Raw genomic sequence first — 26,356 nt, forward strand, 5'->3', positions numbered from 1 at the left:
GCCTTCTCGCCTGGACTTGCGGAATATCAGGTGCCGCAGAAAGTCGCCAACACCCGCTCATGTTCCAGCGGGGGCGCGGCATATCCCTCATTTTCAGGCTGGTCGTCGAACGGGCGGGACAGCAGTTGCAGCAGCCGTTCGAACGGGGCGAAATCGCCCTTGTCCACTGCCGCGCGGATCATTTCCTCGACGCGATGATTGCGGGGGATGAAGGCTGGATTGACGCCGCGCATGGCGTCACGCCGTTGCGCCGCCGGAATCTGCTCCATCCCCAATCGTTCGCGCCAGCGCGCCAGCACGCTGTCGGCGGCAAGGGGGTCGACGAACAGCCCGCGCAACGGCTCATCGCCTTCGCCCGGCTCAATCGCATCCGCCAGGCGACGGAAGAAGAGGGTGAAGTCGACCTGGTTGGCGGCCATGGTATCGAGCAATTCGGTGACCAGGTCCGCGTCACCATCGGCCCGTTCATCCAGGCCAAGCTTGGCACGAAAACCCTGAAGCTGTGCATCCAGAAAACGGGGGGCGTAGAGCGACAGCGCTTCTTCCGCATCGGCGATCGCTTTCGCCTCGTCGGCATCGAGCAGGGGCAGCAGGGTTTCGGCCAGCCGGGTCAGGTTCCACAATCCAATGCCGGGCTGGCTGCCATAGGCATAACGGCCCGCCCGGTCGATCGAGCTGAAAACAGTGCCGGAATCATAGCTGTCCATGAAGGCGCAGGGACCATAATCGATGGTCTCGCAGGCGACCGACATATTGTCCGTATTCATGACGCCGTGGATGAAGCCTATGAGCATCCAGCGAGCGATGAGATCAGCCTGACCAGCGATCACTTGGTCGAGCAGCGCGCGATAGGGGCGGGGCGCGCTTGCGGCGTCGGGATAGTGACGGGCGATGACATGGTCCGCCAGGATGCGCAGGCCATCTACGTCACGCCGCGCCGCGAAGAATTGAAAGGTGCCGACCCGAATGTGGCTGGACGCGACGCGTGTCAGGACCGCGCCGGGCAGCGCTTCCTCCCGATAGACGGGATCGCCTGTGGTGACGGCGGCAAGCGCGCGGGTGGTGGGGACGCCGAGCGCCGCCATCGCTTCGCTCATCACATATTCCCGCAGCACGGGACCCAGCGCGGCACGGCCATCGCCTCCACGGGAAAAGGGCGTGCGGCCAGCGCCTTTGAGCTGGATGTCCCGCCGTTGCCCCCGACGGTCGATCACTTCGCCCAGCAGGATCGCTCGTCCATCGCCTAGCTGGGGCACGAAATTGCCGAATTGATGGCCTGCATAGGCGGTCGCGATGGGGTCAGACCCCGGCGCGATCGACTGCCCCGATAATAGTCGCAGCCCATCTTTGCCGGACAGCCATTGCGGGTCGATATCCAGGTCCGCCGCCAAGGCTTTGTTAACGCGGATGAACGCGGGATGGGATGCCTGCGCAGGCGCGACCCTGGCAAAGAAGCGATCGGGAAGCCGGGCATAGCTGTTGTCGAAAGCCAGGGTCATGCCAAGGCTCTGGCGCGGGACATATCGGGGGAAATTATCTGGGTCATCAGGCTCATGTGGTGATCGCACCGGGATGTAAAAGGGACATGTTCAGCAATCTTGCGTATCCCCGTGACACATAATAGGCTGCGTCCCAAGGGGAGAGGAACAATGCTAACAGCAAAGGGCGCTGCGGAATGAGTTCCGCGGTGGAGAGTGCATGTCGTCCGCCGCACAGGGTAGGGCGTCCTTCGGCAGAACAGAGCAAGGAGCTGATGGCCGCCGTGCTGCACGCGGCGCGCGAAGAGTTCGCCACAAAGGGCTTTCATCACGCCACGATGGAAGCAATTGCGATCCGCGCCGGGGTATCCAAGCGGACATTATATGCATGGCACGCCGACAAAGAGGCGCTGCTGCACGCCGCGATCATGGACAGGGCCGCCGGACTTACCGACAATGTGATCGATCCCAAAGCCGATCTGAAAGCGGCTATCACCGCTTATTCGCTCAACATGCTTGGCGAAATGACGACCGACTATGCCATTTCCATTGGCGGGTTGATGATGAGGGAGGCGCGTCAGTTTCCCCTCGCGAGTGAGGGGCTGGAACAGGGCCAGGAATATCTGTGCCGTCCCTTGGTGACATTGTTGCGGGAATTGGGAATGGCGGCGGCTGAAGCTGAAGCCGTTGCAGAAATATATGTCGCGGCATTGCTGGGGCAGCTTCAGCCCAGTCTGGTCATGGGCAAGCCCGCCCCGACGCCGGAGCAGAACCATCAACATGTCGCGATGGTCGTCGAGTTGATCCTGCCGGGGCTGGAAAAACGACTGGGCCAGATATCTTCCGACCGTTGCAGGTCCGCCGGAAGCCGCTGAGCTGGCAATGGCAAGCGTAAAAGAAAAGGAGCCCACCACTGTCGTGGCGAGCTCCCGATCTTTTTCGGTGACGGGGGGGGCAGATCACTCCGCCCCTTTGATCACCAGCGGAAGGTACCGACCAGGCCGAATTCACGCGGCACGGTGCTGGAGATCGTCGCATAGCCCGCCTGAACGGGACCAGCAAAGGTTCCGACCTGCGGAATGTTCTGGAAGTCGGTGATCCGCTGCTGGTTCAGCACATTCTTGACGAAGCCGGTGAGTTCCCACTGGCCGTCATTGCCACGGACGCCCGCGAACAGGTCGAGCAGGGTGCGGCTACGATAGTCGAAGTCGCGCTGTTGCGAGTAGACACCCGGACGATAGCTGATCAGGCCACGCAGGAAGGGCTCAACCGAACCTTCTACCGGAACGCGCAGCTCGGTCGTGGCCGACAGGCTGAAGTTCGGCGTGTCGCTCATGCGCGTCAGACGGCAGAAGCTGACATTGCCGGTGCCCGAAATGACAGCCGATCCCGTCGTGTCGGGGCGGCCATCGCCATCGAAGTCGTTGCAAGGCAGGCGCGCGCTGTTTTTGTAGCGTGCCTTAACATAGGACATGTTGACCGACAGGTCCCAGAAGTCGGTCGGGCGGGCGTCGATCGATGCTTCGATACCCTTGATCGTGGCGTCGCCATTATAGTTGAAGTCGAACGTGCCATCGGTAGCGGGAACGTCGGTGCCGTTGTCGATCGTGCCTGGAGCGCAGACACCCGGTGCCGAATTCGGGCAGTTATAGTAGATGCCCGAGAAGCGCGACACGAAGCCGTCGAACTTCTGGTAGAATGCGGACACCGCGAAGTTGACGCGACGGTCGAAGAGCGAACCCTTCAGGCCGGCTTCGAAATTGTCGGTCTTTTCGTTCTGGGTGGTCAGCAGATCCGACGAGATGCCGATGGGCGCAGCGATGCCGACGCCCCCTGACCGGAAGGAATGGCCGTAGGCGATGTAGCCGGTCAGGGCCCGGCTGAATTCATAGCTGAGCGTCGCGCCGCCGGTCAGCGGCCTGTTCTTCAGATCACGCAGTTCGGCGGGAATGCCTTCTTGCACCAGATCTGGCGAGCCGGGCGACGTGGTGACGAGATCGGCCACGCGAACCGAATTGAGGATCGTGTAGCGAAGGCCGCCTTCCAGCGTGAAGCCGCCCGTCCGCACCCGGCCATTGGCATTGAAGGACAAGGTTTCCTGGTCGGCGGGAGCCGTGAAATATGTCGTGAATGGCAGGTAGGTAACACCCGCAATGGCAGGCGCGGGCGCGAAGAACAGCGCGGTGTCCTGTGTCACGCGCGTGGTGCCGGTCAGCGTCTGATAGAAAGCGCCGACGCCCCAGCCAAACATGCCATCATCATTGGAAGCCAGACGCAGTTCGAACGTGGGTGAGCGGTAGGGCGTAAAGGTATGCTGAGGAATGGCGAGGCCCGGAATGCTATTGGCCGGATCGCCGTCGCGCCGCTGGTCAAGGTCGGTCGCCTGATAGGCAGCCAAGCCGTTCAGGGTGGCCCAGCCAAGATCCCAGTCGAAGTTGAAGTTGACGATGTGCGAAACATTCTTGAACCTGTTCAGGCCATCTGCAACCGCCGCACGGTCCTTGATGCTGAAATCGCCAGGCCCGGTCGGCACGCCGCCAAAGCTGTTGGCGGCACCAACGACCTGGGTATACTGACGTACATCCGACTGAAGATATTGATAGGTCAGATAGGCGGTGAAATCTTCGGTCGGGCGCAGGCCCAGCGTGACGCGACCGCTCTGCGTGTTGCCGCGCGAATAGTCACCGTTGGTGACGTTGCGCACCTGATTGTTGCGGTTGCCATCGACCATCGCGGCGACGCGCAGCGAAACCTTTTCGTTGAAGGGCAGGGTTACGCCCCCCTGAACGTTATAGGCATGACGATCCGTCACCGTGCCCTGGGCATAGCCTTCGACTTCGCCGAATTTGGGACGCTGCGTCGTGATGGTGATCGAGCCAGCCGGCGACGACAGGCCGCGCAACAGACCCTGGGGGCCGCGCAGCACTTCGATCTGGCCAATGTCGTAAAGTGCCGTGAACACGGTGTTTGCGTCGGCGGGCGCTTCGTTGAAATAAATCTGAACGCTGGGGTCGCTGCCCTGATCGGCGTCAAAGCCAATGCCGCGCAATGTGGTCGTGTTGTTGCGACCGGTGGTGTTGGTCAGCTCCAGGCCGGGGGCCAAGCGCGAAATATCCTTGGTATCCAGGATGTTCAGCTTCGAAATCTGCTCGCTGGTGACCGCGTTGACGGACATCGGCACATCCTGAAGGCTGCGCGAGTCACGCGTGGCGGTCACGACGATTTCTTCATAAACCGGTTCCGCCGCTGCGGCCTGGGTGGCCTGTGCGGCGTCTTCTTGAGCGTAAGCAGGCGCAATCGATGCCAGTGCCGCGAAAGCTACGCCGCTGGACAGAAAAGTCATAAAGTTCCGGCTCATGGAAATCTCCCCAATAGATGGGGCGGCGAACTGCCCTCGACGGTTTACTTTGTCAAGGCGACGTAATCGAACTGAAACAAAGATGTGAGTGCGTGCTAACACCTGGCGAACGCGCTCTATTGCAGGTCCTGATTTCCTGCAAGCACTAGAAAAGGCCCGCTAAAACAATAGGATATCGAAAGATTGCCGACCGTCATCAACCGTCGGGCTTCGCCGATCCTGTCGCCGAACTTGATGGGCAGGATGGGGCATTTCCTGCTGCGGTGCGGCATTAATGGCACAGTCGGTGGTCGGTTTATAACTGTTGATTCATTGAGCGGGGAAGCGATATTTCGCGTGGTTTTCCGCGCCCTAACGCGACGCCTGACTTGAACTAAAGGCCGCGCCCGGCCTGAAACGCCAAAAAAAGAAGGTCCGCTCTTATACAGTGCGGACCTCCGGCATTTTGGTAGATGCGCAGTCCCTAGCTGCCGAAGCGGTAGCGCAGCTTCAGTCCGTACATGCGAGGCTCGCCATAATTTGTCGACCATACGCCCAATGTCTGGAACACGCCGGAATTGCCGACCGGGACCAGCTTGTTGGTCAGGTTGGTGCCGAACAGGGTCGCGTCGAACCCGGTGCCACCGACATTGCGCCAGTTGATCGACGCGTTCAACAGGCTGTAGGCCTTGAACGTGACGCCTGGTTCCACCGGCACGCCGTTGAATTCCGGTGGGTTGAGCGGCGATGTATTCTGGCTCGACAGATAGGAATAGCTGACGAACAGCGACATCTTGCCCATATCCTCAGGCACCGGGATGTCCAACGTGCCGCGAAGGTTGACGATCCAGGGGGTCAGGAACTGGAACCGATTGCAGCTATAGTCGGCCACTTCGCCGGCAGGTACGAGCCCGTTAGGGAAATCGCCGCCATTGCACGCAAATTGTCCAGCCGGGGTCAGAACCAGCTGTTCGAACTTCTTGTAATCGGCATCCGTGTGACTGACCGTCGCGGCCAATTCCAGAAGGTCAAACGGCCGGATGGAGGTTTCGACCTCCAGCCCCTGAACATGCGCCGATGCACCCAGCACCTGCGCGCCCTGAGCGCTGGTAACGGTGTTGAAGTCACCCGCAGGCCGTTGAACATTATTATATTTCGAAAAATAATAAGTGGCGTTCAAGCGGAAGGGAATGGTCCCACCCAGCCGCCAGTCAGATTTGAATCCGGCTTCATAACTCATCAGCTTTTCGGGCTGAAACACCCGCGTTTCGGTCCGCACGGCGAAGGTGTTGATGCCGCCAGCCTTATATCCCCGGCTGACTTTGGCATAGAGCATCAAATCGCTGGTCGGTCGATAGTCCAGGCCCAACGTGTAGGTCGGCGCCTTGCTCTTGAGCGTAGCGTCGAACTTACAGCCGGAACCTGGCGCGGGTGTCAGCCCCGGCACGAAATTCGGATCGAAATCATTCGCGACGTCGGCAAGCGGTATCGGGGTAGCGCCGTTCACGCTACAGATGACATTGCCGGGCGCCGTCGCATCATGTCGGAAGCTATAGTTAAAGCCCGACACCGTATCCCAGGTGTAGCGGAAGCCCGTGGTCAGCCGCACGCCGGCGGCGGCTGAAGTAAGCACCCCGAGGTCGAGCGTGGATTGAGCGTATAGCGCCTTCGACTTGTTGCTGACCCCGGTATAGGATTCAGCCGGTGCGCATAGGCCGGTGAAGAGTGCGGGGCAGAAGTTGAGTGATGTCGCGCCCCACAAACGGTCGGGTTTTGAGTCATAATAAAATCCGCCTACCGTGAAGTTCAGGCGGTCATCCAGCATCGTTCCCTGAATCTGCAATTCTTCCGTAAACTGTTCGAGGGAGTCGCGGGGCAAGTCCCAGTTATCGTTTCCATTCACATAGACATTGCCCGGCGTGATCGGGAGGCCCAACTCCGACAATCCCGGGATTGGAAAATTGGGCAGGTCGGCATTTTGCACGGAAGGATCATATTGCTGGAGCGGCGTGCCATCCTGATCCGTCCCATAGTCGCTGCGCAGTTTCTGGAAACTGATGATGTTCCGCAGCATGAGTTCATCGCTCAGTTCCAGGGAAGTCGTATTGATGACGCCCCAGGTCTCGATCTTGCTGAAGGCGTCGGTGCTCATGCGGGTACGGCGCGGGCCAATGGCGTTCGCCTGGTCGGTCTGTGCCTGATAAACGTCACAGGATACACCGAGGAAGGGTATGGGCGGGTTGCCGCAAAACCCGACCGCCTGCAGCAAATTCTCGTTCCAACCGCGATGGATGAACCCAGCGCCATTGTTCGATGATTTGGTGCCATAGGCGAGCAGATAGTTTTCGAAACGCTCCGTTGGCTTCATCATGATGCCGATGCGGCCCGAATACCAATGCTTGTCGTCGCGCCACTTGTTCCACACAATATCTTTCGTGTAACCGCGCCGGTCTTCATAGGCAGCGACCGCACGCACCATCAGCTTCTCGCTGACGATTGGAACGTTGATCGCGCCTTCCAGACTGATGAGATTATAGTTGCCGACGGAAGCCTGGACATAACCTTCGAATTTGTTGGTCGGCTTGTGCGGCGTGAACAATACCGCGCCACCAGTGGTGTTGCGTCCGAACAATGTGCCTTGCGGACCTGACAACACCTGAACATTTTCCAGGTCGACGAACATGCCTGGCCCACCCTGCAACGGCAGGCTGATCGATGCGGGAACGGGCACTTCGGCCATGTAGACGGCCACCGCTGGCGACGAAAGGAAGCCGGTCGACTGCCCACGGATCGAATAGGATTGTGAATCCGACGTTGCCGACCCCTGAGTGCCCGCGACGAGAGATGGCACCGCGCCGTAAAGATCCTGCGGTTCAGAGATATTGAGCTGTTCCAGCCGTTCCGGCGTGAAGGCCGTGACGACTACGGGAACATCCTGCGCCCGTTCCTCGCGCCTTTGTGCGGTGACGATAATGTCAGCGCCCGAAATGCCGTTCCCGACCGGCGATGCGCTTTCATCTGCGGGTGGCTGACTGTCGACGGCTAAATTGGCTTCATTCTGAATGCCTTGCGCCATTGCCGGACTTACGAAAAACGCCGCGAAGGCTACGCCCCCCATCAGCGCTGAACGAGCTACACTCGCCATCTTCCTCTCCCCTGCTGTTCTTTTTGTGATGGCGATGTACCAAAATGGTCATCAAAGGCCCTAAAGGACGCCGCACACCCAGCTGTATCATAACATCTTCGTTTCGCTACGTATAGCGGGTATAGATGTCACACTGATCATATAAGTGCGTATATTGTATACTTGATAGTTGACCAAATCGACAGATTCGTTCGAATTTTAATTGTCCTTGTTCGATCGGGACTTCACGCTTGCGGATAAGGTCGATGACGTTGATAAACTTCGGCATGATAGTGCCGGACGGACCCGCGACCGCTGCGCATGTGGCGGTTCATTATGACGAACTCGATTTCGCCTACCGTCGCATGTGGGGCGATCATGTCCATCATGGCTATTGGTGCACCGGCAGCGAAACCGCTGAAGAGGCGGTGGCTGCGCTGGTCACGCTGGTGGAACGGCGGCTTGCGTTGGAACCGGGGCATAATGTCTGTGACATCGGTTGCGGATATGGGGCGACCGCTGCCGACCTTATGAGCCGCCATGATGTGTCCATCGCCGGGCTGACCCTGTCGGCGGCGCAGCAGCGGGTTGCGTCAGGGCGTGGGCACCGCTTTACCTGCCTGCTACGCGACTGGATGGACAATGGGCTGGAAACCGGCGCTTATGACAGGGCATATGCAATCGAAAGTTCCGAACATATGGTCGACAAGGCGCGCTTCTTCACGGAGGCGCGGCGCATATTGCGGCCGGGCGGAAAACTGGTCGTGTGCGCGTGGCTGGAGGGGGAGGGCGTCTCGCCCTGGCAGGCGCGCCATCTGCTGCTGCCCATCTGCCGCGAAGGACGGCTTCCCAGCATGGGCAGTCGGGCCGACTATGTCGATCTGGCCGCGAGCGCGGGCTTCGTACTGGCGGACTATCAGGATATCAGCAGGCAGGTGCGGCGCACCTGGTCGATCTGCCTGATGCGTTTGTTGAAGGGCCTGGCCACCGATAGCGAGATCCGGCGGCTGGCGCTCGCTCGGACGACGCAAAGCCGCGATTTCATGCTCAGCCTGCCTCGCCTGATCATCGCGCTGCGCACTGGCGCCATGCGCTACGGCATATTCCAATGGGAAGCTGCTATATGAACCGATATGGTTCATGGGGTGGAGCAAAGAAATGACAATGTCGTGACCCGCCTGGCAACAAGATCGCGACAAGAGGAGCAGATGGATGCGCCCGGCCTTGACCCTGCCGTGTACGAACGGGTCTTGCATGACTTGGCGCGGGTCAACCGTTGGACCTTCACCGCCTGGCCTAGCATGGCCTTTCTAGACCGCGCGGTGGGATCGGCGAAGCGATTTCGTTTGCTCGACGTGGGCTTTGGCGATGGCGACATTTTGCGCGCCATCGCCCGCTGGGCGCGACGGCGCGGGATCGATGCGCAACTGGCCGGCGTCGATCTCAACGAAAAAAGCCTGAACGCCGCGCGCAACGCCACCCCGCGCGAACTGGCGATCGATTATCGGATCGGCGACTATCTCGACCAACCTGAACGGTTCGATTTCATCATTTCCAGCCAGGTTGCGCATCATATGACCGATGCGCAGCTCATGACATTCCTGCACCATATGGAAGCTAATGCCCGGATCGGCTGGTTCATCTGCGACCTTCACCGGCATGGTTTCGCCCACTGGGGCTATCCCCTGCTGGCGCGACTGCTGCGCGTGCACCGGATCGTGCGGGAAGATGGGCAGCTGTCCATCGCGCGCTCCTTTCGGCCCGGTGAGTGGCGTGATCTGGTGGAGCAGGCGGGCATTGCGCCTGATCATGTCAGGATCATTCGCCGCTTTGCCTTCCGCCTGTGTGTCGAGCGGGTGAGGGCGACACCCCTCAACCCCTGACGATGCGGGTCAGTGCCGCAGCCCGCGTCCCCAGTTGCGGGACTCGCCGAACCAACGCCATCATCGCCCGGCGCGGCAGGGGCAGGGCGGCCCCATGGCGCAGCATTTCCGCGATACTCAGCGGTCGGCGGCACTGCCGGTTCATGCTGCGCTGCCAGCCGGGCGCGGCTCCGCCACCACCATCCAGCATCGCCCGCGCCGCGCTCGCTCCGCTGGTAAGGGCGATGGCGATCCCGTCCCCTGCGAGGGATGCGATGACGGCGGCCTGGTCGCCGATGCGGAAGATGCCATCGTCGCTTTCCCGTGCGCGCCAGCCATAGGGGACGCCGGCGATGGCCTCGAAATGGGGTGGCCCGGCGTCGTCCATCCGGGCTGCGAGTGCTGGTGCTTCGCTCATCAGCTCTGCCAGCAGGGGAGCGATACCCCCGGCGCGGCTCAGCCGGTCGCTGCTGATCGACAGGCAAAGATTGGTCGACCCGTCCTCCTGAAGCAGCAGTCCGGCATAGCCATGATCGAACAGATGCAGTTCCACCAGCCCGGCCAGCGCTTCGGACCGCGCGGGCGAGGGCGGCAACGACGCCCGCAGGCCGACGGAAGAATGGGTGAATTGGCGCGCAAGGCCGCGCATCTCATGCTTGCCGGTCGCCAGGAAAATGGCGTTGGCGGCGATGATTTCGCCGTCGTCCAGGCGAACGGTGCGGGCAAGTGGATCGATGGCGCGCGCTGCTTGCCCCCGCGTTACGTCTGCGCCAGCGGCGATGGCCGCATCGATCAGCGCGCTGTCCAGAGTTTTGCGCGAAAGGCCCGCTGCTTTGGCGGGCAGATCGGCCATCACCGTCCGGTCGCGCGCAATCAGCCTGAACCGGGTGATGGGCCGCGCGCCCAATGCCCAGGGGTCGATGCCCAAATCCTTGAGCGCCGTCAGCGCGTCCCATCCCAGAAATCCGCCGCATACGCCACGCGGCGGGACCATGTGCCGCTCCACCAACCGCGGCTTCAATCCGGCCCTCGCCAAAGTGATAGCCGCCGCCGAACCCGCCGGGCCTCCACCGATGATGAGCGCGGGGACAGGCATCAGCCTGCTCTGGCGAAACGGAAACCTTCCGCCGCCACGCCGGGGCCAAAGGCCAGCGCTACGCCATTCCCCGCCCGCTGATCGTCGAGCATGTCCGCCAGGATGAACATCAACGTCGCGGACGACATATTGCCATGGCGGGCAAGGATGGATCGGGACGCCGACAGCGCGCCCTCATCCAGATCCAGACCATGTTCCACTGCATCCAGTATCGACCGGCCACCGGCATGGACCGCCCAATGGTCGATCTTCGCCGGTTCGACCGGCCCACATAGAAGCCGCCGGATATCGGGGTCCTTGAGCGCGGACTGGATGCGGCCGGGGACTTCGCCGGACAAATGCATCAGGAACCCGCTGTCGCCGACATGCCATTGGATCAGTTCAGCCGAGTTTGGCAGGGTGAGCGCGAATGACTGGCCCAGGCTGATCCCCTGCTGCTCCGCCGTGACGAGCGCCGCTGCCGCCCCGTCCCCAAATTGCAGCATCATCAGCAGCCGGTCGACCTGCTGTTCCGGCTGAAGATGAAGCGAGGACAGCTCGACCGTGACCACCAGCACCCGCGCGTCCGGTTCCGACCGCACGATATGGCGGGCGGTGCGCAGGGCCGCGACCGCAGCATAGCAGCCCATGAAACCGACCAGCGTCCGCTCCACATCGGCAAGACCCAGCGTGGCGGCTATGATCTGGTCCACGCCGGGCGCGATGAAGCCGGTGCAGCTGGCGACCACCAGATGGGTGACGCCTTCGACCCCCACCTTATTGCGCAGCGCTTTAATTGCGCGCAGCGCCAGCGGCGGCGCATATTCCCCGTAAAGCTGCATACGCTGCGCTGTTGAAGGCATGCCATCGGCGTAGAACCCGCCCGGATCGACCGGGGAACCTCCCCCCGGCGCGGCGGGTAGGACCGACCAGCGATGGTCGATGCCGCTACGGTCCGCCATGCGTGTGAACAGCTGCCGCGCGCGGTCGTCCTTCAACTGCCGGGCCGCCCATTGGATGAAGGAGAGGTGGACGTCCTGCTTTGGTACTGCGCAGCCGATCGCATTGATGCAGGCGTTGGTCTGGGTCATCGGCTTCCATTCTCCCGGCGAAAGGACTGGAACGCCGCTACGCCTACAGATGATCCTATGGCACGTTGGAGCTGGTGGAAAGCGGTGTCTGGGATGAACTTTTCGAGGGGGCCAGAGCTAGGGGTAAGCGTGTTCCTGCGCAGGCAGGAACCCAGTCTGAGCGGTGAACTGGGCTCCTGCATTCGCAGGAGCACGTGGTGCGCAAGTTCCCGCCAGGCCGCCTATTCGGCGGCGAGAGCGGGCGCGGCCCGGAAATGCGGGATGACCTGTTCCCCGATGTTGCGGATCGTTTCCATGATCACTTCATGCGGGATGCCGCCCATCTGGAACAGGAACAATATTTCGTCAGCGCCCGCGTCGAACAGACGGCTGACATAACGGATGCAGTCGTCCGGCGTGCCGTATGCGTCCTGCGCCACCTCGAAACTTTCGGTATGATGGCGGCCAACCTCGATCTTCTCTTCGGACAGCCAGGCGACGGTTTCTTCCTTGTGCCGTTTCAGCGCGGCTTCCTGTTCGCTGGCGTCCAGATCCTCGATCGACGGCTTGGGACCACCTGAATACCAGTAGCCCAGCGATTCCACGAAAAAGCGTTGCCCTCGCAGGCCGACGCGCCGCGCCTTTTCCCGGTCTTCCAGCACGACGGCGGGGCACAGGGCGGCAAGATGCGCCTGCGGGCGATATCCGACCTGATCCTCTGCCTTCCGATGGGCGTAGGCTTCCCGGTAGATGGCGTTTTTGTCAGCAATGTCATCCGGCCCGGCAAAGCCCAGCACCAACGCCCCCAGCCCGCGCGAACCGGCGGTGACCAGGGAATCGGCGCGGGTGCAGGCCATGTAAAGCTGCGGGTGCGGGTCCTGTTTGGGGCTGGGATGGATCGGACGATGCGGGATTTTTACATATTCCCCGTCATGCTCAATCTCACCCTGCTTCAATATCTTGGGGATGAGGTACATGCTCTCATCGATCATTGGCTGCAATTCGGACAGTTGATAGCCGAACGTTCCGGCTTCCTGCTGGGTCCCGCCCTTGCCCATGCCGAAATGCACACGGCCATTGGACAATATGTCGAGCGTGGCGATACGCTCCGCAACCTTCACCGGATGGTTCATCGCAGGCGGCAGGCACACGACGCCATGGCCGATGCCGATGCGCGTGGTGCGCCCGGCCAGATAGGCGAGGAAGGTTTCGGGCGCGGACATGTGCGCATATTGCGTCAGCGCGGTATGTTCCACGGCCCAGATGACGTCGAAACCCATTTCCTCGGCCAGCAACGACTGTTCGATGATCTCGTGGAACACGCGCTGTTCATTCTCACGCGACGTGTCTGCCATCTGTGCTTCATAGATGATCGAGAACCGCATCAACCTCTCCCATATGTCGGCTTTATGGGGGCAGGCTATGACCCTGACGGCGCCCTGGCATCCTCCAAATGGATCAGAGGTCGAAGTCGCTGCCGATCGTGCGTAGCAGGTGGATCAGCTCCCCCTGCCGATGCGTGCCCGTCTTGGCAAAGATCGCGCGCAGGTGGGAACGCGCGGTATTATGCGCAATGTCCAGGATGCGCGCGGCATCGACCAGAGCTGCGCCCTGGGCAAGCTGGACCGCCAAAGCAGCTTCGGCGGGGGTCAGCTGGAAACGATCCCGAAGTGACGCCGCATCCGGTCCCTCTGCCCGCGCGGGGTCCGACAGGAACAATGCCACATGCGCTCCGTCGCCATAGGCGGCGGACGGCAGCGCGCGCGCCACACCGCGCAGGGGCGGTTCGTGCGCGGCGGGCAGTTCGAAACGGACATCCTCCCCCGGCGTCAGCGGGGACGCGAGCAGACGGGTCAGGTTGACGCTGCCCGCGCGCATGACCGGGGCCAGCCGCCCATGTTCTTCACGGATGAAGCGGCCATCCTCCAGCAGGCGCTGCGCCACTGCATTGCGGCGCAGGACGCGCCCGTCACGCGCCAGGATCAGCGTGGCGACGGCCAGCCCCTCCATCGCGCTGCTGAACACCTGCCGTTCCGCCTGGGTGGAGGTGAGCCGCGCATGGAGGTCGAGCGCGATCCGCAAATGCGGGATCAGGCTGGCGATCAGTGCACTTTGCGTATCATCGAAATCGGGGCGGCTCTGGTCGCGGGTGACGCGCAGCCGCACCGACGCGCCAGACGACGCTTGCAGGTCCACGCCCAGGATTTGCCCGCCGCCCGCCTTGTCCAGCCATTCGCGGAAACGCGGGGATATGTGGCGAACGAAATCCTGAAACGCGACCACCTGTCCTTCGGGAAGGCCGACAAAGGGATCGGCATCGGACAGTTTTTGATATTCATCCGCCCGGTCGGGATCGATGTCGGGCGTGACATGTGCGTCAATCCCCGCCGGGCCGATAGCGACCAGCAAGGTGGCAAAGGTGGCATCAGCCGCCTCCGCCAGCGCGCGCAGAAATCCTTCCCAGGGAGGCTCCTGCATCAGCCCACCGTAAAGCGCCTCCAGCAGCGCGACGGGGGGAAGGGAGGCGGCATTCATCGTCATGTCATAGAGCGTTGCGGCCTGCGGCGGCAAAGGATTTCGCCCTTTATGGCATCGATCCCGGCAGCAGCATTTCCGACCAACTCCGTTCACCCTGAGCTTGTCGAAGGGCTCTTCTTCCTGGGAAGAAAAGGCCCTTCGACTGCTAGATTGGTACGCGCGCTTCGGACAGGCTTAAGGGTCGACCCATAGCAAAGCGTGGCGAGATGCCCTACCGCTTACGTGGCTCAGTGGCGATAGGCCAGCGTCAGGCTGTAGCGGCGCGGCGGGTTATAATAGGCTTCGGTAAAGCCGAAGCTGGTGGACGCGTCATAGCCTGCCGTGATGATCCGCTTGTCCGTCAGATTGTCGACCCCAGCGCGCAGTGAAAATCCGCTGTCGGCCAGGCGGAATTCTGCGCTGGCGTTGACGATGGCATGGTCGGGCTGACGCAGCAGAGCCGTGTTTTCGGTGTCGACGAACACCCCGCTCTTATAGGCGACATCGACCCGGAAAATGCCTTCCAGTTGATCGGTCAGCGGCGTCTGGTAGATGACGCTGCCGTTGGCAGTGATGTCGGGTGCCTGCTTCAGCTTGCGAGCGCTGACATCGGTCGGCACCCCGTTGATGACGGACACATATTCCTTATATTTTGCGTCGAGCAGGCCCAGCGCGCCGGTGAAGGTGAAGTTCGGCGACACGCGGAAAGCGCCTTCAAGCTCGATGCCCTGGATGCGAGACCGTCCCGCATTTTCGTTGCGGACGACGATCAGGCCGCTCGATTGGCTGACGGTGGAAATCAGGATCTGCTGGTCACGATATTCGTTGCGGAACACGGCCAGATTGATGGTGGCGATGCGGCCAAAGCCCATCTTCAACCCGGCTTCGTAGGACGTCAGATGTTCAGGATCATAGGACCCGATTTCTTCCAGCGAAGTCGGGCGACCGTTGAATCCACCCGACCGAAAGCCGCGAGAATAGGAAGCATAGGCCATCAGGTCCGGCCTGAACTTGTAGGACAGGGACGCGCGCGGGGTGAAAGCATCCCAGCTTTTCGCCTGATCGTAGGATGGCGTGCCTGCCAGCAGCGGCTGGCCCGAATAGATGCGCATCGCGGATTGGGAAAAGTTCTTCCTCTCCCACGTATAACGCGCGCCCAGTTCCACCGACAGCTTGTCGGTCAGTTCATAATTGCCATTGGCGAACAAAGCGAGGTTGCGGGTCTTCTGCCGGTTGCGGAAGTCGATGTTGAGATCCAGCGCGACCGCTGGGATGAAGAATCCGGGGGCGACCTCCAACGGGTCCAGCCCGGCAGCGACCATGGCGGGATAGAGGCCGTCGGCGACCACCAGCCGCGTATTGTCGCGCGCAATCTCCTGATAGGCGAACGCGCCCAGCAGCAGCGATCCGCGCCCGCCCAGATCCAGCGACAGCTGCAGTTCCTGGCTGATCTGCTGCGCATTTTCGTCATGAATGTCGCCGGCATAATTGACTTCCGACGACGCATCGCCATCCCGCCCGAACAGGGCGTCGACATAGCGATAGGCGGTGATCGATTTCAGCGTTGCGCCGCCCAGGTCTGCGGTCAGCGTCAGCGCGGCGTTGATCGCGTCGGTATTGTCCTTGCTGAGCGAAGGCGTGGTATCCGTCCGGTCGATGTCGCCTGGCACGGTGCAGCAGGGCGAAATCAGCGTGGATTGAAGTGTCGACAGCAGCGTCGGCGTAAAGGCGATCATGCTGTGCGGGGCGCTGTTCTGCCGCCGGTGGAGGCCATCGACCATCAGCAATATGTCGAGCGGCCCGGACTTGTGCAGCGCCAGCTTGCCCGCGACGACGTTGCGATTGCCCAGATTGTCGCCCGACGGCACCTTCTGCCAGCCTTCGCCAAACTCGCCCAGCGCGGCGACGCCCAACGACCAGTCACCCGACAAAGGCATTTCGGCATAGACCCGGCCGCGCACGGTATTGAACGACCCATAGCGAAGGTCCGCTTCGATCCGCTGCTGCTGGCCGGGGATGGCCGACACGATGTTGATCGCGCCGCCCACCGTATTCTTGCCGAACAGCGTGCCCTGCGGCCCGCGCAACACTTCGATCCGGTCGATGCCCAGCAGCTCGGTTGTCGCGCCAAAGGTGCGGGCGACATAGACGCCGTCCATATAGACGCCCACCGCCGGGTCGGACGTGATGATGAAATCATTTTCGCCGACGCCGCGAATGAACGGCGCGATGCCGCCGGAATTGCCGCCCTGGCCCGGCGTGAACTGAATGTTCGGCGCGATCTGGCCGATCTGCGTCACATTATCCAGGCCCCGGCTGTCGAGCGCGGAGGAATCGACAGCGGTGACCGCGATCGGCACATCCTGCAACCGTTCCTCGCGACGGCGCGCAGTGACGACGATGTCGCTGCTGAGCGCGCCTTGCGATGCTCCGGGGTCGCTGATCTGGGCGAGAGCAGCACCCGGCGCGGCCAGAGCGGCAAGCGAGACGATGGAAAGCAGATGATTGCGCATATTTCCTCCCCCAAAAATCATTATATTATTGCGACCGATCATAGCGCGGACGGCCTCCCGCTTCACCTGGGCGCAGCAAAAATGCCGCGCCCGTTGCATCTGTGCATCAGTCGGGCGGGCCGACCCCTTCTATCCCGCCGTCCATTCGATCAGATGGCCGATGTCGGCACGTTCATGCGGCTTGCGCCCGGCTTTGGCCAAATGATGCGCGGTGACGCGGGCTTCCGGGAGGAGCGGCGATGTGATTTCGATCACCCGGTCATATTCTGTGCGCGCGATCCGCCACTGGCCCTCTTCACGGCGATAGATGTCGCGATAGATGGCGCTGCCGATGGTGTGATAACTTTGTTCGACGTCGATGAAGATGTCTTCCAGATACCAGATGCCTTCTGCATCGTCGGTGCCGGTCAGGGTGATTTCGGGCATATGGCCATGATGCATGGCGGCCGCGCCCGAATGGAAGCTGTTGGCCAGGAATTCCAGCATGTCGGCACGACCAGTCAGGCGGACGCGATAGGTGCCGCCGCGATAATCCACCATCACATCTTCAGTAAATAGCGTGCTCAGCAGCGGTATGTCCGCCGTGTCGATGCCACGGAAATAGCGGTGCTTGAGCGTGCGGATATCTTCCAGGTCGGAAAGCTGCTGTAACGTGTATGCCATGAATCCTCATCCCATTTTAATGCGCATATTTTCGCTTGTGAACGCATGAATAGTCATGATGCGTAGAATGTCACGCACAGTTTTACTATCAATTCCGCAGCAATCAAACGCCGAAGCCGCCCGAAACCGAAATGCGCTGCCCGGTGACATAGGCCGCTTCATTCGACGCAAAAAACAGGCAGGCCTGACCGATTTCTTCCGCCGTGCCCCACCGTTTCAGGCATAGCAGCCGGTGCGTGTTGCTGACCCAGCGTTCATCGATCTGGCCCAGGCGCGTCAGTTCGTGCAGTTGCCCCGCGTCGATCACGCCAACCAGCACCGAATTGGCGCGGATGCTGTAGCGTCCTTCCTCCTTGGCGATGCCCTTCACAAGCTGTTCGTTCGACGCCTTTACCGCCACCGACATGCCGTCGCGCGCGGGCCACCAGTCATGGCCTGCGGACCCCAATGTGACGAAGCTGCCCCCGCCCTGTTCGCGCATGTGCGGAATGACCGCCTGCGCGGCGGCGAAGAAGCCATGCACTTCGACATCGAAAGCGTGCCGCCATTCGTCCATGGGGGTGGAGGCAAGATAGCGTTGGTTGACGAGCGGCCCGGCTGCCCAGATCACCGTGTGGACCCGGCCATGGGCGGCGATTGCCTGAGCAATGGCGGCCTGCACATCCTCCGGCTTGACGACATCGGCCTGGTGAATCGTCGCCTTGCGCCCCGCATCGCGAGCGGCCTGCGCAACCTGTTCCGCGCGGGCATGATTGCCGCGATAGACAATGGCGATGTCGCTGCCGCCCTGCGCGAACACCTGCGAAATGCCGCTGCCGATCCCCCCGCTGCCCCCGAACAGCAGTGCGCATCCTTCAGGAAATGTAGCCACATCGTCTCCCTTGCAAATTCGTTGCTGGCCGCAGTCAGGTCTTTGCCCGCCATTCCGCCGTCATTTCGTCCATGTCGAATGGGCGGACCATCATCAACACGCCGCTCCATTCGCGATCATCCAGCCGGGCTGCCTTTTCCTGTTCGCCGATGATGTGGATGTCGTCACGCAACGCTTCGAACAGGGCAAGGACCCGCGCGCGACCGGCCTTGCTCATGTTCACCATGTCCGACACATACAGAGCGTCCTCCACCCCGAAATCCATCGACATGAAAAGCGGCTTCACCGTGCGCTCAAAGGCTGCGGACAACGGTCCGCCGCGCCGCCATCGCACCGACCGCCGCACCTTGGGGCGAACCCGTCCGCTGGGGCCAATGTCGATCAGCCCCAGCCTGGCGAGCCGGTCGATATGATCGCTCAACCGATCCTGCGGCAGGCCGATCTCTTGCTCCAAATCACGCGGCTGCGCGCCATTGAGGATCGCGAAGAAGGCAAGCGCCAGCCCGCGGTCGGCCGCCAGCACACGCTCCTGCGCCAGCGTGAAATTTTCGAGGTGTGCATCGTCCGCGTGGGCCATCAGGTCGCGCATGTCCATGCCGATAAGGGCGCACATCTCGTCCAGCCGGTCCAGCGTCAGGCCATCGCCGCGCAGCCACCGCCACACCGTCGGTTCGGCCACGCCCATATCCTGTGCAAGTTGCCCGACCCGCACGCCGCGCCCTTTCAATTCCCGCCTCAATGCGGACAGGATGGTAGCGATGCCGGGCCTGCGCGTCTTTGCCATTTTCAATCACCCTATCGTTGAATGATAGTGAACGATCCCACCATGATAGCAGACTATTTATACTTGTTGCGCCGTCAAATGCGCGCGGCCAGTTTCCGAAGGCTGAAAGCACGGCGGACCAACGCTGGCAGGAGAGGACATATGGCGACGACGGCTGACTACAGGCTAGGCGAATTCACGTTCCCGCGCGGCTGGTTCATGGTGGCGCGCGCCAGCGACGTGACCGGCGCGCCTACCGCGCTGCGCATGTTCGGGCGGGACCTGGTCATCTATCGCGGCGGATCGGGACGCGTCGTTCTGCTCGACGCCTATTGCCCGCATATGCAAGCACATCTGGCGGCGGAGCAGACTTCGGGCGCGGCGGCGCAGAGGATAGAGGGCGATTCCATCCGCTGCCCCTATCATAGCTGGCGGTTCGGGCCGGACGGACGCTGCGACCACATCCCCTATTTCGACGGGCCGATCCCTCCAGCGGCAAAGCTGCGCGCCTATCCGGCGCAGGAAGCATTTGGGTGCGTGTTCGCCTGGCATGATCCTGAGGGAGGAGAGGCGGATTATGACCTTCCCGCCCTGCCTGAATGGGCTGATCCGCAGTGGATTCACGGCGAATATGACGACTTGGGCACCTTGCCCGTCCATCCGCAGGAGATACTCGACAATCTGGTCGATACGCGTCATTTCGGGCCGATCCATGGGCAGAAACTCGCCTATTTCGACTCCGTTTTCGAAGGCGTGATCGGGCGTCAGCTGTCGGGCGGCGGTCATGAAACCATGACCAGCGAAGATGGCGTGCTGGACGTGGACGCGTTCTACACCGGGCCGGGCATTCTGATCGCGCGCTATTCGGGCGAAACCGACGCAGTGCAGGTCATCTGCCATACGCCCAAGGAAGACGGCGTGACCCAGGTCTGGCACGGCATATTGACGCGGGCGCAGGACGTGCCACCATCGGCGCGGGATGTGGCGATGCGCGATCAATATCATGGCGCGGGCCTTGCCGCCTTTTCCCAGGATTTCGTGATCTGGAGCACGAAGGGTCCAGCGATCAACATTTTGCGCTTGCCGACGGATGGTCCGTTTCACCGCAGCCGGGCCTGGTATCGCCAATTCTACAATCCACGCGCCAAGGCGCTGGAGCTTCAATCACGGGTCAACGGCGTGCATCATACCAACGGCATGGCGGGCGCGCCCGGATTGGCGGACGCCGCAGTATGACACGCGCGACATGCTATAAGAGGAAGGAAGAATATGAGCAGACTATTTCCTGAAGGCGCGGTCGCCGTCTTTGGCGGCAGCGGCGGGATCGGCAAGGGCGTGGCGCTGGAATTCGCGCGCGCGGGCACGGACGTCGCGATATTCTACCGTTCAAAACAGCAGGTGGCAGAAGCGGCGGCGGCGGAAATCCAGGCCATGGGCCGCAGCGCCACCATTCATCAGGCCGACGCGCGCAATTATGAAGAGATGGAAGCTGCCTTCGCTGATGCGCTGGAATCTCATGGCCGTATTCACAGCATCGTGTGGGGCGCTGGGCCGGTGGTGGCTCAGGTCAACATCGCCGACTGGACACTGGACCAGTTCCGCGCATCCATGGAAATCGAAGCGTTCGGCTTTTATCACGCGGCGCGCATCGCTATCCCGCACTTCCGCGCAAAGGGGGGTGGCTCCTTCGTTCATCTGGGGTCGGCGGGGCATGACTGGTGGCCGCATCTCGACGGTTTGTCCGTCGCGCCCAAGGCATGCAACGAATCCCTGGTAAAGGGCATCGCCAAGGAAGAAGGGGTGAATGAAATCCGCGCCAATTCCATCCTGGTGGGCGTCATCGACGCGGGCCAGTTCAAGGTCGGCCAGCAGGAAGGCTATTTCGACGAGAATTGGGAGCGTGAGGTCAAGAAACTGCTGCCGATCAAACGATGGGGCAAGGCGGAGGACATCGGCAAGACGGCGGTATTCCTGGCATCGAACGACGCCAATTACATCACCGGCCAGACCCTGTCGGTTGCAGGCGGCTTCGGCGTTTGATGGGCGGACACGGGCGGCGGCGCTGGACGTTCATTCGACGATTTTGACGCCGCTTAAGCCCGGATCATCTTTGCGATGCGTGAAACATGTTGCTATATGCTACGCGAAGCGACGCGCGGTCATGCGCGGCCGATCCACACCTGAACGGCCAGCCTGGATGAACTGCCCACGGCGTTTGAGGCGCTGTGGTCGCGGCCTGGGGAATGCAAGGTCCTGATCCGATCGTGAAAGCGGACGGGGCCAGGATGCGGGATTATTGGACAGGAGAAACATTATGGCAACGGCATTGAAATCGGAAGCAGCCACCGGGGCGCGATCCATGGGCCACATGGCCCTGCATTATAAAAAGCCTGAGGAAGGCCCGCTCGCCGCGCGGCTGCTGGGCATGCTGGGCTATGTCCTCACGCAGGACCTGACCCTGCCGGACGGGACGCATTTTTATCGCTTTGTGGTCGATGCGAAGCATCAACCGCGTGGCGACGGCGTGGTCTTCCTGTCCTGCGTGCCTGAGGCGCAGCGCGAATTGATGGCCGCGATCCATGGCGCTCTCAACGTCGGCACTGCGCAGGAACATCCCGCCGTCGCCGCCATGCGTGAAAAGATGGACCAGGACCCTGAATATGGCTTCCACTACGGCACGCTGCTGGAAAGCCTGGAAGACCTGGAAAATGTCTTCATGGGGCTGGAAGAAGCCAACCGGAGCGACCCTGAACTCAAGGGCCGGCTCAAGCTGGTCTATAATCGCGCACTGCCCGGCACCCCGGCAGTGGATGCGCGGCTGGACGCGTCCCCCATTTACAAAAACGCGACCCGCCATGCCTATGGCAAGAATGGCGTCCAGGCCTTTCTGGAAACCGACATATTGTCGAGCGGGATGCTGGGCGAAACCATGATCCTGGAATTTGACTATGTCTTCCCCGGCTATACCAATCACATCCTGTCCGTGGTCGAATGGGAATGAGGTGACATTCGCCCCTGGCTCAACCGCCGGGGCGCTTGCTTTGCGGGGCGGCAGACGCCGCCCCGGCATCATAAACGAAAATGAGGAGATGGCATGGCCGACAGTTTGGAAAATCTGGCCGCACGGCTTCAGGCGCTGGAGGATAAGGAAGAAATCCGGCTGCTGAAATCGCGCTATCTGCGCGCCTGCGACCTGAAGCAGCCCGATGGAGTGCGTGACTGTTTCCTGCCCGTTGGCGTGCGGATCGCCTATCAGGGCTTTCCCGTTTACACCGACCGCGACGATTTCGTCGCCACCTATGAAAGCATGGCATGCCACGGCGGCGTATATGACATCCACCATGCCACCAACTGGGACATCAGCCTGACCGGGCCCGACGAGGCGCGGGGCCTGTGGTCCCTCAATTTCCGCACGATCCTGACCGGACCGCGCCACATCACCCGGCTGGCGGTCGAATATGAAGATGTTTATCGCCGCGAAGGTGGACGCTGGTGGATCGCCGAAAGCGTCAGCCGCGTGACGTCCATGCTGACCGAACAGATTAATGAGGATGGGTCGCTTACCGTCCTGGCATCGGGAGAGCCGACCGCTGGCTGAGGGGGCCACGCGCCGCCGCCGTCTTTCCCCATGTTTTGGTCTAAACTCGTCAGGCTGGCGGGGCGAGGATAGCGGTCCTCGCCCCGCCGTCCGTTTCAGGCCTGATCCAGATGGGCAAAGTCATATTGGCTGGTCGGGATGATATCGATCCGCGAAAAGTCGATGAAACCCGCGCAGCTGTCGACCATGGCCTTGGTATTCTGATCGAACTTCGCTTCATCCTCGACTGCATCGAAGAAGACGCGACCGTCGGTCATCGCGTCGAGGGGGAAACATTCCTCGACAAAGGCGCCATAGGGTTGAGCGCCTTCGGTCAATGGCCGAACGATGATATTCTGCACATATTCGAAGTTCGACTGGGTATCGATGGCCACGCGCGTATGGTGGCTGTGCCAATGCGCGACCGCATCCTGCCACGTCATGTCGGGTCGAAAGGAAATGAAGCTCGCCTGCGACCAGCCCCATGTCCGCGATCCGGGCGCGGGCTGATGCTGCGCATTGGGGATGATGGTGGATTCGGCGACCAGCCACGCCTCGAACCGCCCGCTCATTTCCGCCAGCACCGCGTCCACCTGCTGCCGGAAAATGGCGTTGGCGGACGGTAGCCAGAATTGCACCGCCGCGTCCTGCTGCGGCTGCTGCCATTGCTGGACCAGCGGCGCGGCGGGTTCGACGATGGCGTCGCGGATGTTGAGGCGGATGCCGCTCGCGCCCGCCGCCTTGAGCGCGCGGGGCAGTTCCGCGACTAGGCGCGCGCCATAGTCATCGCGGCTTTCGCCTTCGGACGCCCAAAGCGCGCAAATCACTTTTTCCATGTATCTCTCCGGCAGATTATTATGTCAGTCGAAATTGGCCTGGCCGCCGTCCAGCGGAACGGTCGCGCCAGTGAGGTAGCTCAAGTCCGATCCGCACAGCGCAACCAGGGCGCGGCCGATATCTTCCTCCAGCCGCCCGATACGTCCCAACGGAATGGTGCGGAAAAAGGCTTCCGCCTCATCGGGATTATGGTCGATCCATGATTTCAGGCCGGGCGATTCCGCATGGGGCGCGATAGTGAGCACGCGGATATTTTCCCTGCCCCATTCGGCGGCTGCCGCGCGGGTCAGGGCGCGCGTGGCCTGTTTGACCGCGGCGTAGCAGCCATAATGGCTCATGTCCCATCGGATGCCCGCCGATGATGCGAAGTTGAAAATGGTGCCGCCACCGCGCCGCACCATATGGGGATGGACCAGCTTCATCAGCCGGAAAGAGGCGAGGGGGCCGGATTCAAAGCCTGCCGTAAATGCCTCGTCGCTGACCTGATCGATCGGCCCCAGCGGCACTTCCTGCGCATTGTTGACCAATATGTCGACGCCGCCCAGTTCCGCCGCCGCCTTGTCCACCGCGGCGGACAGATCGTCCAGGGACTTGACATTGCAGGCGACCGGAATGGCGCGCACGCCACGTTCGCGGGCCAGCCGCGCCGTCTCCTCCACCTTGTCCAGCGTTCGTCCCGCCAGCAGCAGGTCAACGCCTTCACTGGCGAAAGCCAGCGCCGTGCCCTGCCCGATGCCCTGGCCCGCGCCGGTGATCAGCGCGACCTTTCCCGTTAATCCGGGCATATCCTCTCCTTCGATTGTCGCAATATATTGAACAAAATTCTACGCGTATGTTGACTTTAAGGCAAGGTAAGCCGACCTCTGCGTTTAAGAAGCGGGAGAGGCATCAGCCTTGGGGTGGTCCAATGACGGACGTGCCCCGTCCGCGACGTGGGCAATTTTCTGAGCGGGCGAACATGAGCAATTGGGACAAGGAAGTCGACATCCTCGTGGTAGGCTCCGGCGCGGGCGGCATGATGTCGGCGCTGGTCGGCGCGCATAACCATGCCGATGTGCTGATCGTGGAAAAGGCCGACCGTTGGGGCGGAACGTCGGCGACATCGGGCGGCGGCATCTGGATTCCCGGCAGCGATGTCGCAAAGCAGGCGGGTTTCGACGACAATCTGGACGACGCCTTCATCTATCTGCGCAAGCTGTCGGCCGCGAACGTCCCCGATGAAAATATCCGGGCCTATGTGGACAATGCTTCGCCCATGCTGCGCTGGATGATGGCGAACACCCCGGTCCAGTATATGGCCTTTCCTTATCCCGACTATCATGCTGAAAATCCCGGCGGGTCGGCAAAGGGATTCCGCACCCATTTGCCCAATCCTCTCGACGGCAAGCCGCTGGGCGCGGACGTCCGCACGCTCCGCTTTGCATCGCCCGCCGCCAGCCTGTTCGGCTATCTGAACTGGCATTTCAGCGAAACCTATGAACTGCTCTATCGGCAGAAGGGCTGGATCAAGAATCTGACCAAGAACATGGCCAAATATTGGCTGGACCTGCCGTTCCGCCTGACATCGCGCAAGGATCGGCGGCTGACGCTGGGCAACGCCCTGACCGGCGGCCTGCGCATGGCGTTGAATGAAAAGGACGTGCCGCTGTGGCTGGAAACGCCGCTGAAGGAACTGGTGCGCGAAGGCGACGCAGTGACTGGCGCGGTTGTGGAGAAGGATGGCAAGCCTTACCGCATCCGCGCGCGCAAGGGCATCGTCCTGGCCGCTGGCGGCTTTGAAAAGAACCAGGCGATGCGCGACGGCAATGCGCCGCTCTATCCTGCCGCGCGCTATTCCGGCGGCGTGACCAGCAACACCGGCGACAGCATCGTCGCGGGAGAGGCTGTGGGCGCGGGCACCATGAACATGCAGTCCGCCTGGGCCGCGCCGGTTTTTTATGTGCCGGGTGAAGACCGGGGGCGGCTGTGCACGGTCGAACGCGCGCTGCCGGGCTGCATCATGGTCAATCAAAGCGGTGAGCGTTTCCTGAACGAAGCGGCATCCTACCACATCGTCGGCCAGCAAATGGCCCGCCGTCAGGCCGAACACGGCGATGCCGACCCCTGCTGGATGATATTCGACCAGGAATATCGCCACAAATTCCCGATGGGTCCGCTCTATCCGCTGATGCCCACCGCCATGCACAGCAAGGGCGTTCGCTCCATCCTGAAGAAAGGCCGCTCAATCGAGGAACTAGCCGGCAAGATCGGTATGGACCCATCCCGCCTGTCATCGGCCATCGGTCGGTTCAATGCGCACGCCGCCAAGGGGGAAGACCCCGAATTCCATCGTGGCGAAGCCGCCTATGACAAAATGTATGGCGATTTCCGCCATTCGCCCAACCCTTGCCTGCGCCCGCTGGACAAGGGGCCATTTTATGCGCTGCCCATCTATCCCGGCGATATCGGCACCAATGGCGGGTTGAAGACCAACGCCAACGCGCAGGTGGTCAGCGAAGATGGGACGGCGATCCCCGGCCTTTACGCGGTCGGCAACAATGCCGCGTCATCCATGGGTGAAAGCTATCCGGGCGCGGGCGTGACGATCGGCCCGGCCCTGACCTTCGGCTATGTCGCCGCCCGCCACATGACCGGCGGCAACAGCTGACGAAGCGGGGCAGGACGGGGCG

The 26,356-nt window shown here is 61.7% G+C and carries 21 protein-coding genes; 8 read left to right on the forward strand and 13 right to left on the reverse strand.

Annotated features, from left to right (window positions below):
• Positions 1-26 precede the first annotated feature (26 nt).
• Entirely contained in the window at positions 27-1,499 is a 1,473-nt protein-coding gene (locus FHS54_RS14850; RefSeq protein ID WP_167304930.1) for a protein adenylyltransferase SelO, read from the reverse strand.
• Between the two features lie 254 nt (positions 1,500-1,753).
• Between FHS54_RS14850 and FHS54_RS14855 the strand changes: the two genes are divergently transcribed.
• Positions 1,754-2,353: a TetR/AcrR family transcriptional regulator gene (locus FHS54_RS14855; protein ID WP_167304931.1), complete on the forward strand. Its 600-nt coding sequence runs from the start codon at positions 1,754-1,756 to the stop codon at positions 2,351-2,353.
• A gap of 101 nt (positions 2,354-2,454) precedes the next feature.
• Here the strand turns inward: FHS54_RS14855 and FHS54_RS14860 are convergent, their stop codons facing one another.
• Both FHS54_RS14860 and FHS54_RS14865 read right to left on the reverse strand, forming a co-directional pair.
• The gene (locus tag FHS54_RS14860; protein ID WP_243855791.1) at positions 2,455-4,836 is read right to left on the reverse strand and encodes a TonB-dependent receptor; all 2,382 of its coding nucleotides are present in this window, start codon (positions 4,834-4,836) and stop codon (positions 2,455-2,457) included.
• A 463-nt stretch (positions 4,837-5,299) separates the two neighbouring features.
• Positions 5,300-7,960 carry a TonB-dependent receptor gene (locus tag FHS54_RS14865; protein WP_167304932.1) on the reverse strand — a complete coding sequence of 887 codons (2,661 nt, stop codon included), beginning with the start codon at positions 7,958-7,960 and terminating at the stop codon, positions 5,300-5,302.
• A 245-nt stretch (positions 7,961-8,205) separates the two neighbouring features.
• Here FHS54_RS14865 and FHS54_RS14870 point away from each other — a divergent pair, with 245 nt between their 5' ends.
• Together FHS54_RS14870 and FHS54_RS14875 are read left to right on the forward strand one after the other, a co-directional pair.
• A complete protein-coding gene (locus FHS54_RS14870; RefSeq protein ID WP_208405049.1) occupies positions 8,206-9,066 on the forward strand; it encodes a class I SAM-dependent methyltransferase in 861 nt (286 codons plus the stop codon).
• An 81-nt stretch (positions 9,067-9,147) separates the two neighbouring features.
• Positions 9,148-9,822 carry a methyltransferase domain-containing protein gene (locus FHS54_RS14875; RefSeq protein WP_167304933.1) on the forward strand — a complete coding sequence of 225 codons (675 nt, stop codon included), beginning with the start codon at positions 9,148-9,150 and terminating at the stop codon, positions 9,820-9,822.
• Here FHS54_RS14875 and FHS54_RS14880 read toward each other — a convergent pair.
• From FHS54_RS14880 to FHS54_RS14915, 8 genes are all read right to left on the reverse strand, one after another.
• Positions 9,812-10,897: an NAD(P)/FAD-dependent oxidoreductase gene (locus tag FHS54_RS14880; protein WP_167304934.1), complete on the reverse strand. Its 1,086-nt coding sequence runs from the start codon at positions 10,895-10,897 to the stop codon at positions 9,812-9,814. The genes FHS54_RS14875 and FHS54_RS14880 overlap by 11 nt on opposite strands.
• The gene (locus FHS54_RS14885; protein ID WP_167304935.1) at positions 10,897-11,967 is read right to left on the reverse strand and encodes a type III polyketide synthase; all 1,071 of its coding nucleotides are present in this window, start codon (positions 11,965-11,967) and stop codon (positions 10,897-10,899) included. The genes FHS54_RS14880 and FHS54_RS14885 overlap by 1 nt, the downstream gene beginning before the upstream one ends.
• Before the next feature lie 221 nt (positions 11,968-12,188).
• Positions 12,189-13,331 carry an LLM class flavin-dependent oxidoreductase gene (locus FHS54_RS14890; RefSeq protein ID WP_167304936.1) on the reverse strand — a complete coding sequence of 381 codons (1,143 nt, stop codon included), beginning with the start codon at positions 13,329-13,331 and terminating at the stop codon, positions 12,189-12,191.
• Between the two features lie 73 nt (positions 13,332-13,404).
• Positions 13,405-14,517, reverse strand: a complete 1,113-nt coding sequence (locus FHS54_RS14895; protein WP_167304937.1) for a helix-turn-helix transcriptional regulator — start codon at positions 14,515-14,517, stop codon at positions 13,405-13,407.
• A gap of 194 nt (positions 14,518-14,711) precedes the next feature.
• A complete protein-coding gene (locus tag FHS54_RS14900; protein WP_167304938.1) occupies positions 14,712-16,976 on the reverse strand; it encodes a TonB-dependent receptor in 2,265 nt (754 codons plus the stop codon).
• 129 nt (positions 16,977-17,105) lie between these two features.
• Positions 17,106-17,639 carry a nuclear transport factor 2 family protein gene (locus tag FHS54_RS14905; RefSeq protein ID WP_167304939.1) on the reverse strand — a complete coding sequence of 178 codons (534 nt, stop codon included), beginning with the start codon at positions 17,637-17,639 and terminating at the stop codon, positions 17,106-17,108.
• Positions 17,640-17,742: 103 nt separating this feature from the next.
• Positions 17,743-18,510 carry an SDR family oxidoreductase gene (locus tag FHS54_RS14910; protein ID WP_167304940.1) on the reverse strand — a complete coding sequence of 256 codons (768 nt, stop codon included), beginning with the start codon at positions 18,508-18,510 and terminating at the stop codon, positions 17,743-17,745.
• Positions 18,511-18,544: 34 nt separating this feature from the next.
• Complete coding sequence (locus tag FHS54_RS14915) at positions 18,545-19,294, reverse strand: helix-turn-helix domain-containing protein (protein ID WP_167304941.1); 750 nt, start codon at positions 19,292-19,294, stop codon at positions 18,545-18,547.
• A gap of 141 nt (positions 19,295-19,435) precedes the next feature.
• On the opposite strand from FHS54_RS14915, the gene FHS54_RS14920 reads away from it, so the two are divergent.
• From FHS54_RS14920 to FHS54_RS14935, 4 genes are all read left to right on the forward strand, one after another.
• Positions 19,436-20,509, forward strand: a complete 1,074-nt coding sequence (locus FHS54_RS14920) for a Rieske 2Fe-2S domain-containing protein (protein ID WP_167304942.1) — start codon at positions 19,436-19,438, stop codon at positions 20,507-20,509.
• 33 nt (positions 20,510-20,542) lie between these two features.
• On the forward strand, positions 20,543-21,313 hold the full coding sequence (locus FHS54_RS14925; RefSeq protein WP_167304943.1) for an SDR family NAD(P)-dependent oxidoreductase: 771 nt from the start codon (positions 20,543-20,545) through the stop codon (positions 21,311-21,313).
• Positions 21,314-21,587: 274 nt separating this feature from the next.
• On the forward strand, positions 21,588-22,274 hold the full coding sequence (locus tag FHS54_RS14930; protein ID WP_167304944.1) for a hypothetical protein: 687 nt from the start codon (positions 21,588-21,590) through the stop codon (positions 22,272-22,274).
• 93 nt (positions 22,275-22,367) lie between these two features.
• Positions 22,368-22,871 carry a nuclear transport factor 2 family protein gene (locus FHS54_RS14935; RefSeq protein WP_167304945.1) on the forward strand — a complete coding sequence of 168 codons (504 nt, stop codon included), beginning with the start codon at positions 22,368-22,370 and terminating at the stop codon, positions 22,869-22,871.
• A 95-nt stretch (positions 22,872-22,966) separates the two neighbouring features.
• On the opposite strand, the gene FHS54_RS14940 is transcribed toward FHS54_RS14935, so the two are convergent.
• Together FHS54_RS14940 and FHS54_RS14945 are read right to left on the reverse strand one after the other, a co-directional pair.
• Positions 22,967-23,686: an EthD domain-containing protein gene (locus tag FHS54_RS14940; RefSeq protein ID WP_167304946.1), complete on the reverse strand. Its 720-nt coding sequence runs from the start codon at positions 23,684-23,686 to the stop codon at positions 22,967-22,969.
• Between the two features lie 24 nt (positions 23,687-23,710).
• Entirely contained in the window at positions 23,711-24,472 is a 762-nt protein-coding gene (locus tag FHS54_RS14945; RefSeq protein ID WP_167304947.1) for an SDR family NAD(P)-dependent oxidoreductase, read from the reverse strand.
• A gap of 173 nt (positions 24,473-24,645) precedes the next feature.
• On the opposite strand from FHS54_RS14945, the gene FHS54_RS14950 reads away from it, so the two are divergent.
• Positions 24,646-26,334 carry an FAD-binding protein gene (locus tag FHS54_RS14950; RefSeq protein WP_167304948.1) on the forward strand — a complete coding sequence of 563 codons (1,689 nt, stop codon included), beginning with the start codon at positions 24,646-24,648 and terminating at the stop codon, positions 26,332-26,334.
• The last annotated feature ends 22 nt before the right edge of the window (positions 26,335-26,356 follow it).

This window comes from Sphingobium vermicomposti (assembly GCF_011762025.1).
In the GTDB taxonomy this organism is placed as follows: Bacteria; Pseudomonadota; Alphaproteobacteria; order Sphingomonadales; family Sphingomonadaceae; genus Sphingobium; species Sphingobium vermicomposti.

Coding starts and splice junctions, on each gene's coding strand:
- FHS54_RS14940 (WP_167304946.1), bottom strand. CDS start 23,686: ATGGAAAAAGTGATTTGCGCGCTTTGGGCGTCCGAAGGCGAAAGCCGC.
- FHS54_RS14855 (WP_167304931.1), top strand. CDS start 1,754: ATGGCCGCCGTGCTGCACGCGGCGCGCGAAGAGTTCGCCACAAAGGGC.
- FHS54_RS14920 (WP_167304942.1), top strand. CDS start 19,436: ATGGCGACGACGGCTGACTACAGGCTAGGCGAATTCACGTTCCCGCGC.
- FHS54_RS14885 (WP_167304935.1), bottom strand. CDS start 11,967: ATGACCCAGACCAACGCCTGCATCAATGCGATCGGCTGCGCAGTACCA.
- FHS54_RS14905 (WP_167304939.1), bottom strand. CDS start 17,639: ATGGCATACACGTTACAGCAGCTTTCCGACCTGGAAGATATCCGCACG.
- FHS54_RS14935 (WP_167304945.1), top strand. CDS start 22,368: ATGGCCGACAGTTTGGAAAATCTGGCCGCACGGCTTCAGGCGCTGGAG.
- FHS54_RS14950 (WP_167304948.1), top strand. CDS start 24,646: ATGAGCAATTGGGACAAGGAAGTCGACATCCTCGTGGTAGGCTCCGGC.
- FHS54_RS14900 (WP_167304938.1), bottom strand. CDS start 16,976: ATGCGCAATCATCTGCTTTCCATCGTCTCGCTTGCCGCTCTGGCCGCG.
- FHS54_RS14890 (WP_167304936.1), bottom strand. CDS start 13,331: ATGCGGTTCTCGATCATCTATGAAGCACAGATGGCAGACACGTCGCGT.
- FHS54_RS14945 (WP_167304947.1), bottom strand. CDS start 24,472: ATGCCCGGATTAACGGGAAAGGTCGCGCTGATCACCGGCGCGGGCCAG.
- FHS54_RS14930 (WP_167304944.1), top strand. CDS start 21,588: ATGGCAACGGCATTGAAATCGGAAGCAGCCACCGGGGCGCGATCCATG.
- FHS54_RS14870 (WP_208405049.1), top strand. CDS start 8,206: ATGACGTTGATAAACTTCGGCATGATAGTGCCGGACGGACCCGCGACC.
- FHS54_RS14875 (WP_167304933.1), top strand. CDS start 9,148: ATGGATGCGCCCGGCCTTGACCCTGCCGTGTACGAACGGGTCTTGCAT.
- FHS54_RS14850 (WP_167304930.1), bottom strand. CDS start 1,499: ATGACCCTGGCTTTCGACAACAGCTATGCCCGGCTTCCCGATCGCTTC.
- FHS54_RS14915 (WP_167304941.1), bottom strand. CDS start 19,294: ATGGCAAAGACGCGCAGGCCCGGCATCGCTACCATCCTGTCCGCATTG.
- FHS54_RS14865 (WP_167304932.1), bottom strand. CDS start 7,960: ATGGCGAGTGTAGCTCGTTCAGCGCTGATGGGGGGCGTAGCCTTCGCG.
- FHS54_RS14880 (WP_167304934.1), bottom strand. CDS start 10,897: ATGCCTGTCCCCGCGCTCATCATCGGTGGAGGCCCGGCGGGTTCGGCG.
- FHS54_RS14860 (WP_243855791.1), bottom strand. CDS start 4,836: ATGAGCCGGAACTTTATGACTTTTCTGTCCAGCGGCGTAGCTTTCGCG.
- FHS54_RS14925 (WP_167304943.1), top strand. CDS start 20,543: ATGAGCAGACTATTTCCTGAAGGCGCGGTCGCCGTCTTTGGCGGCAGC.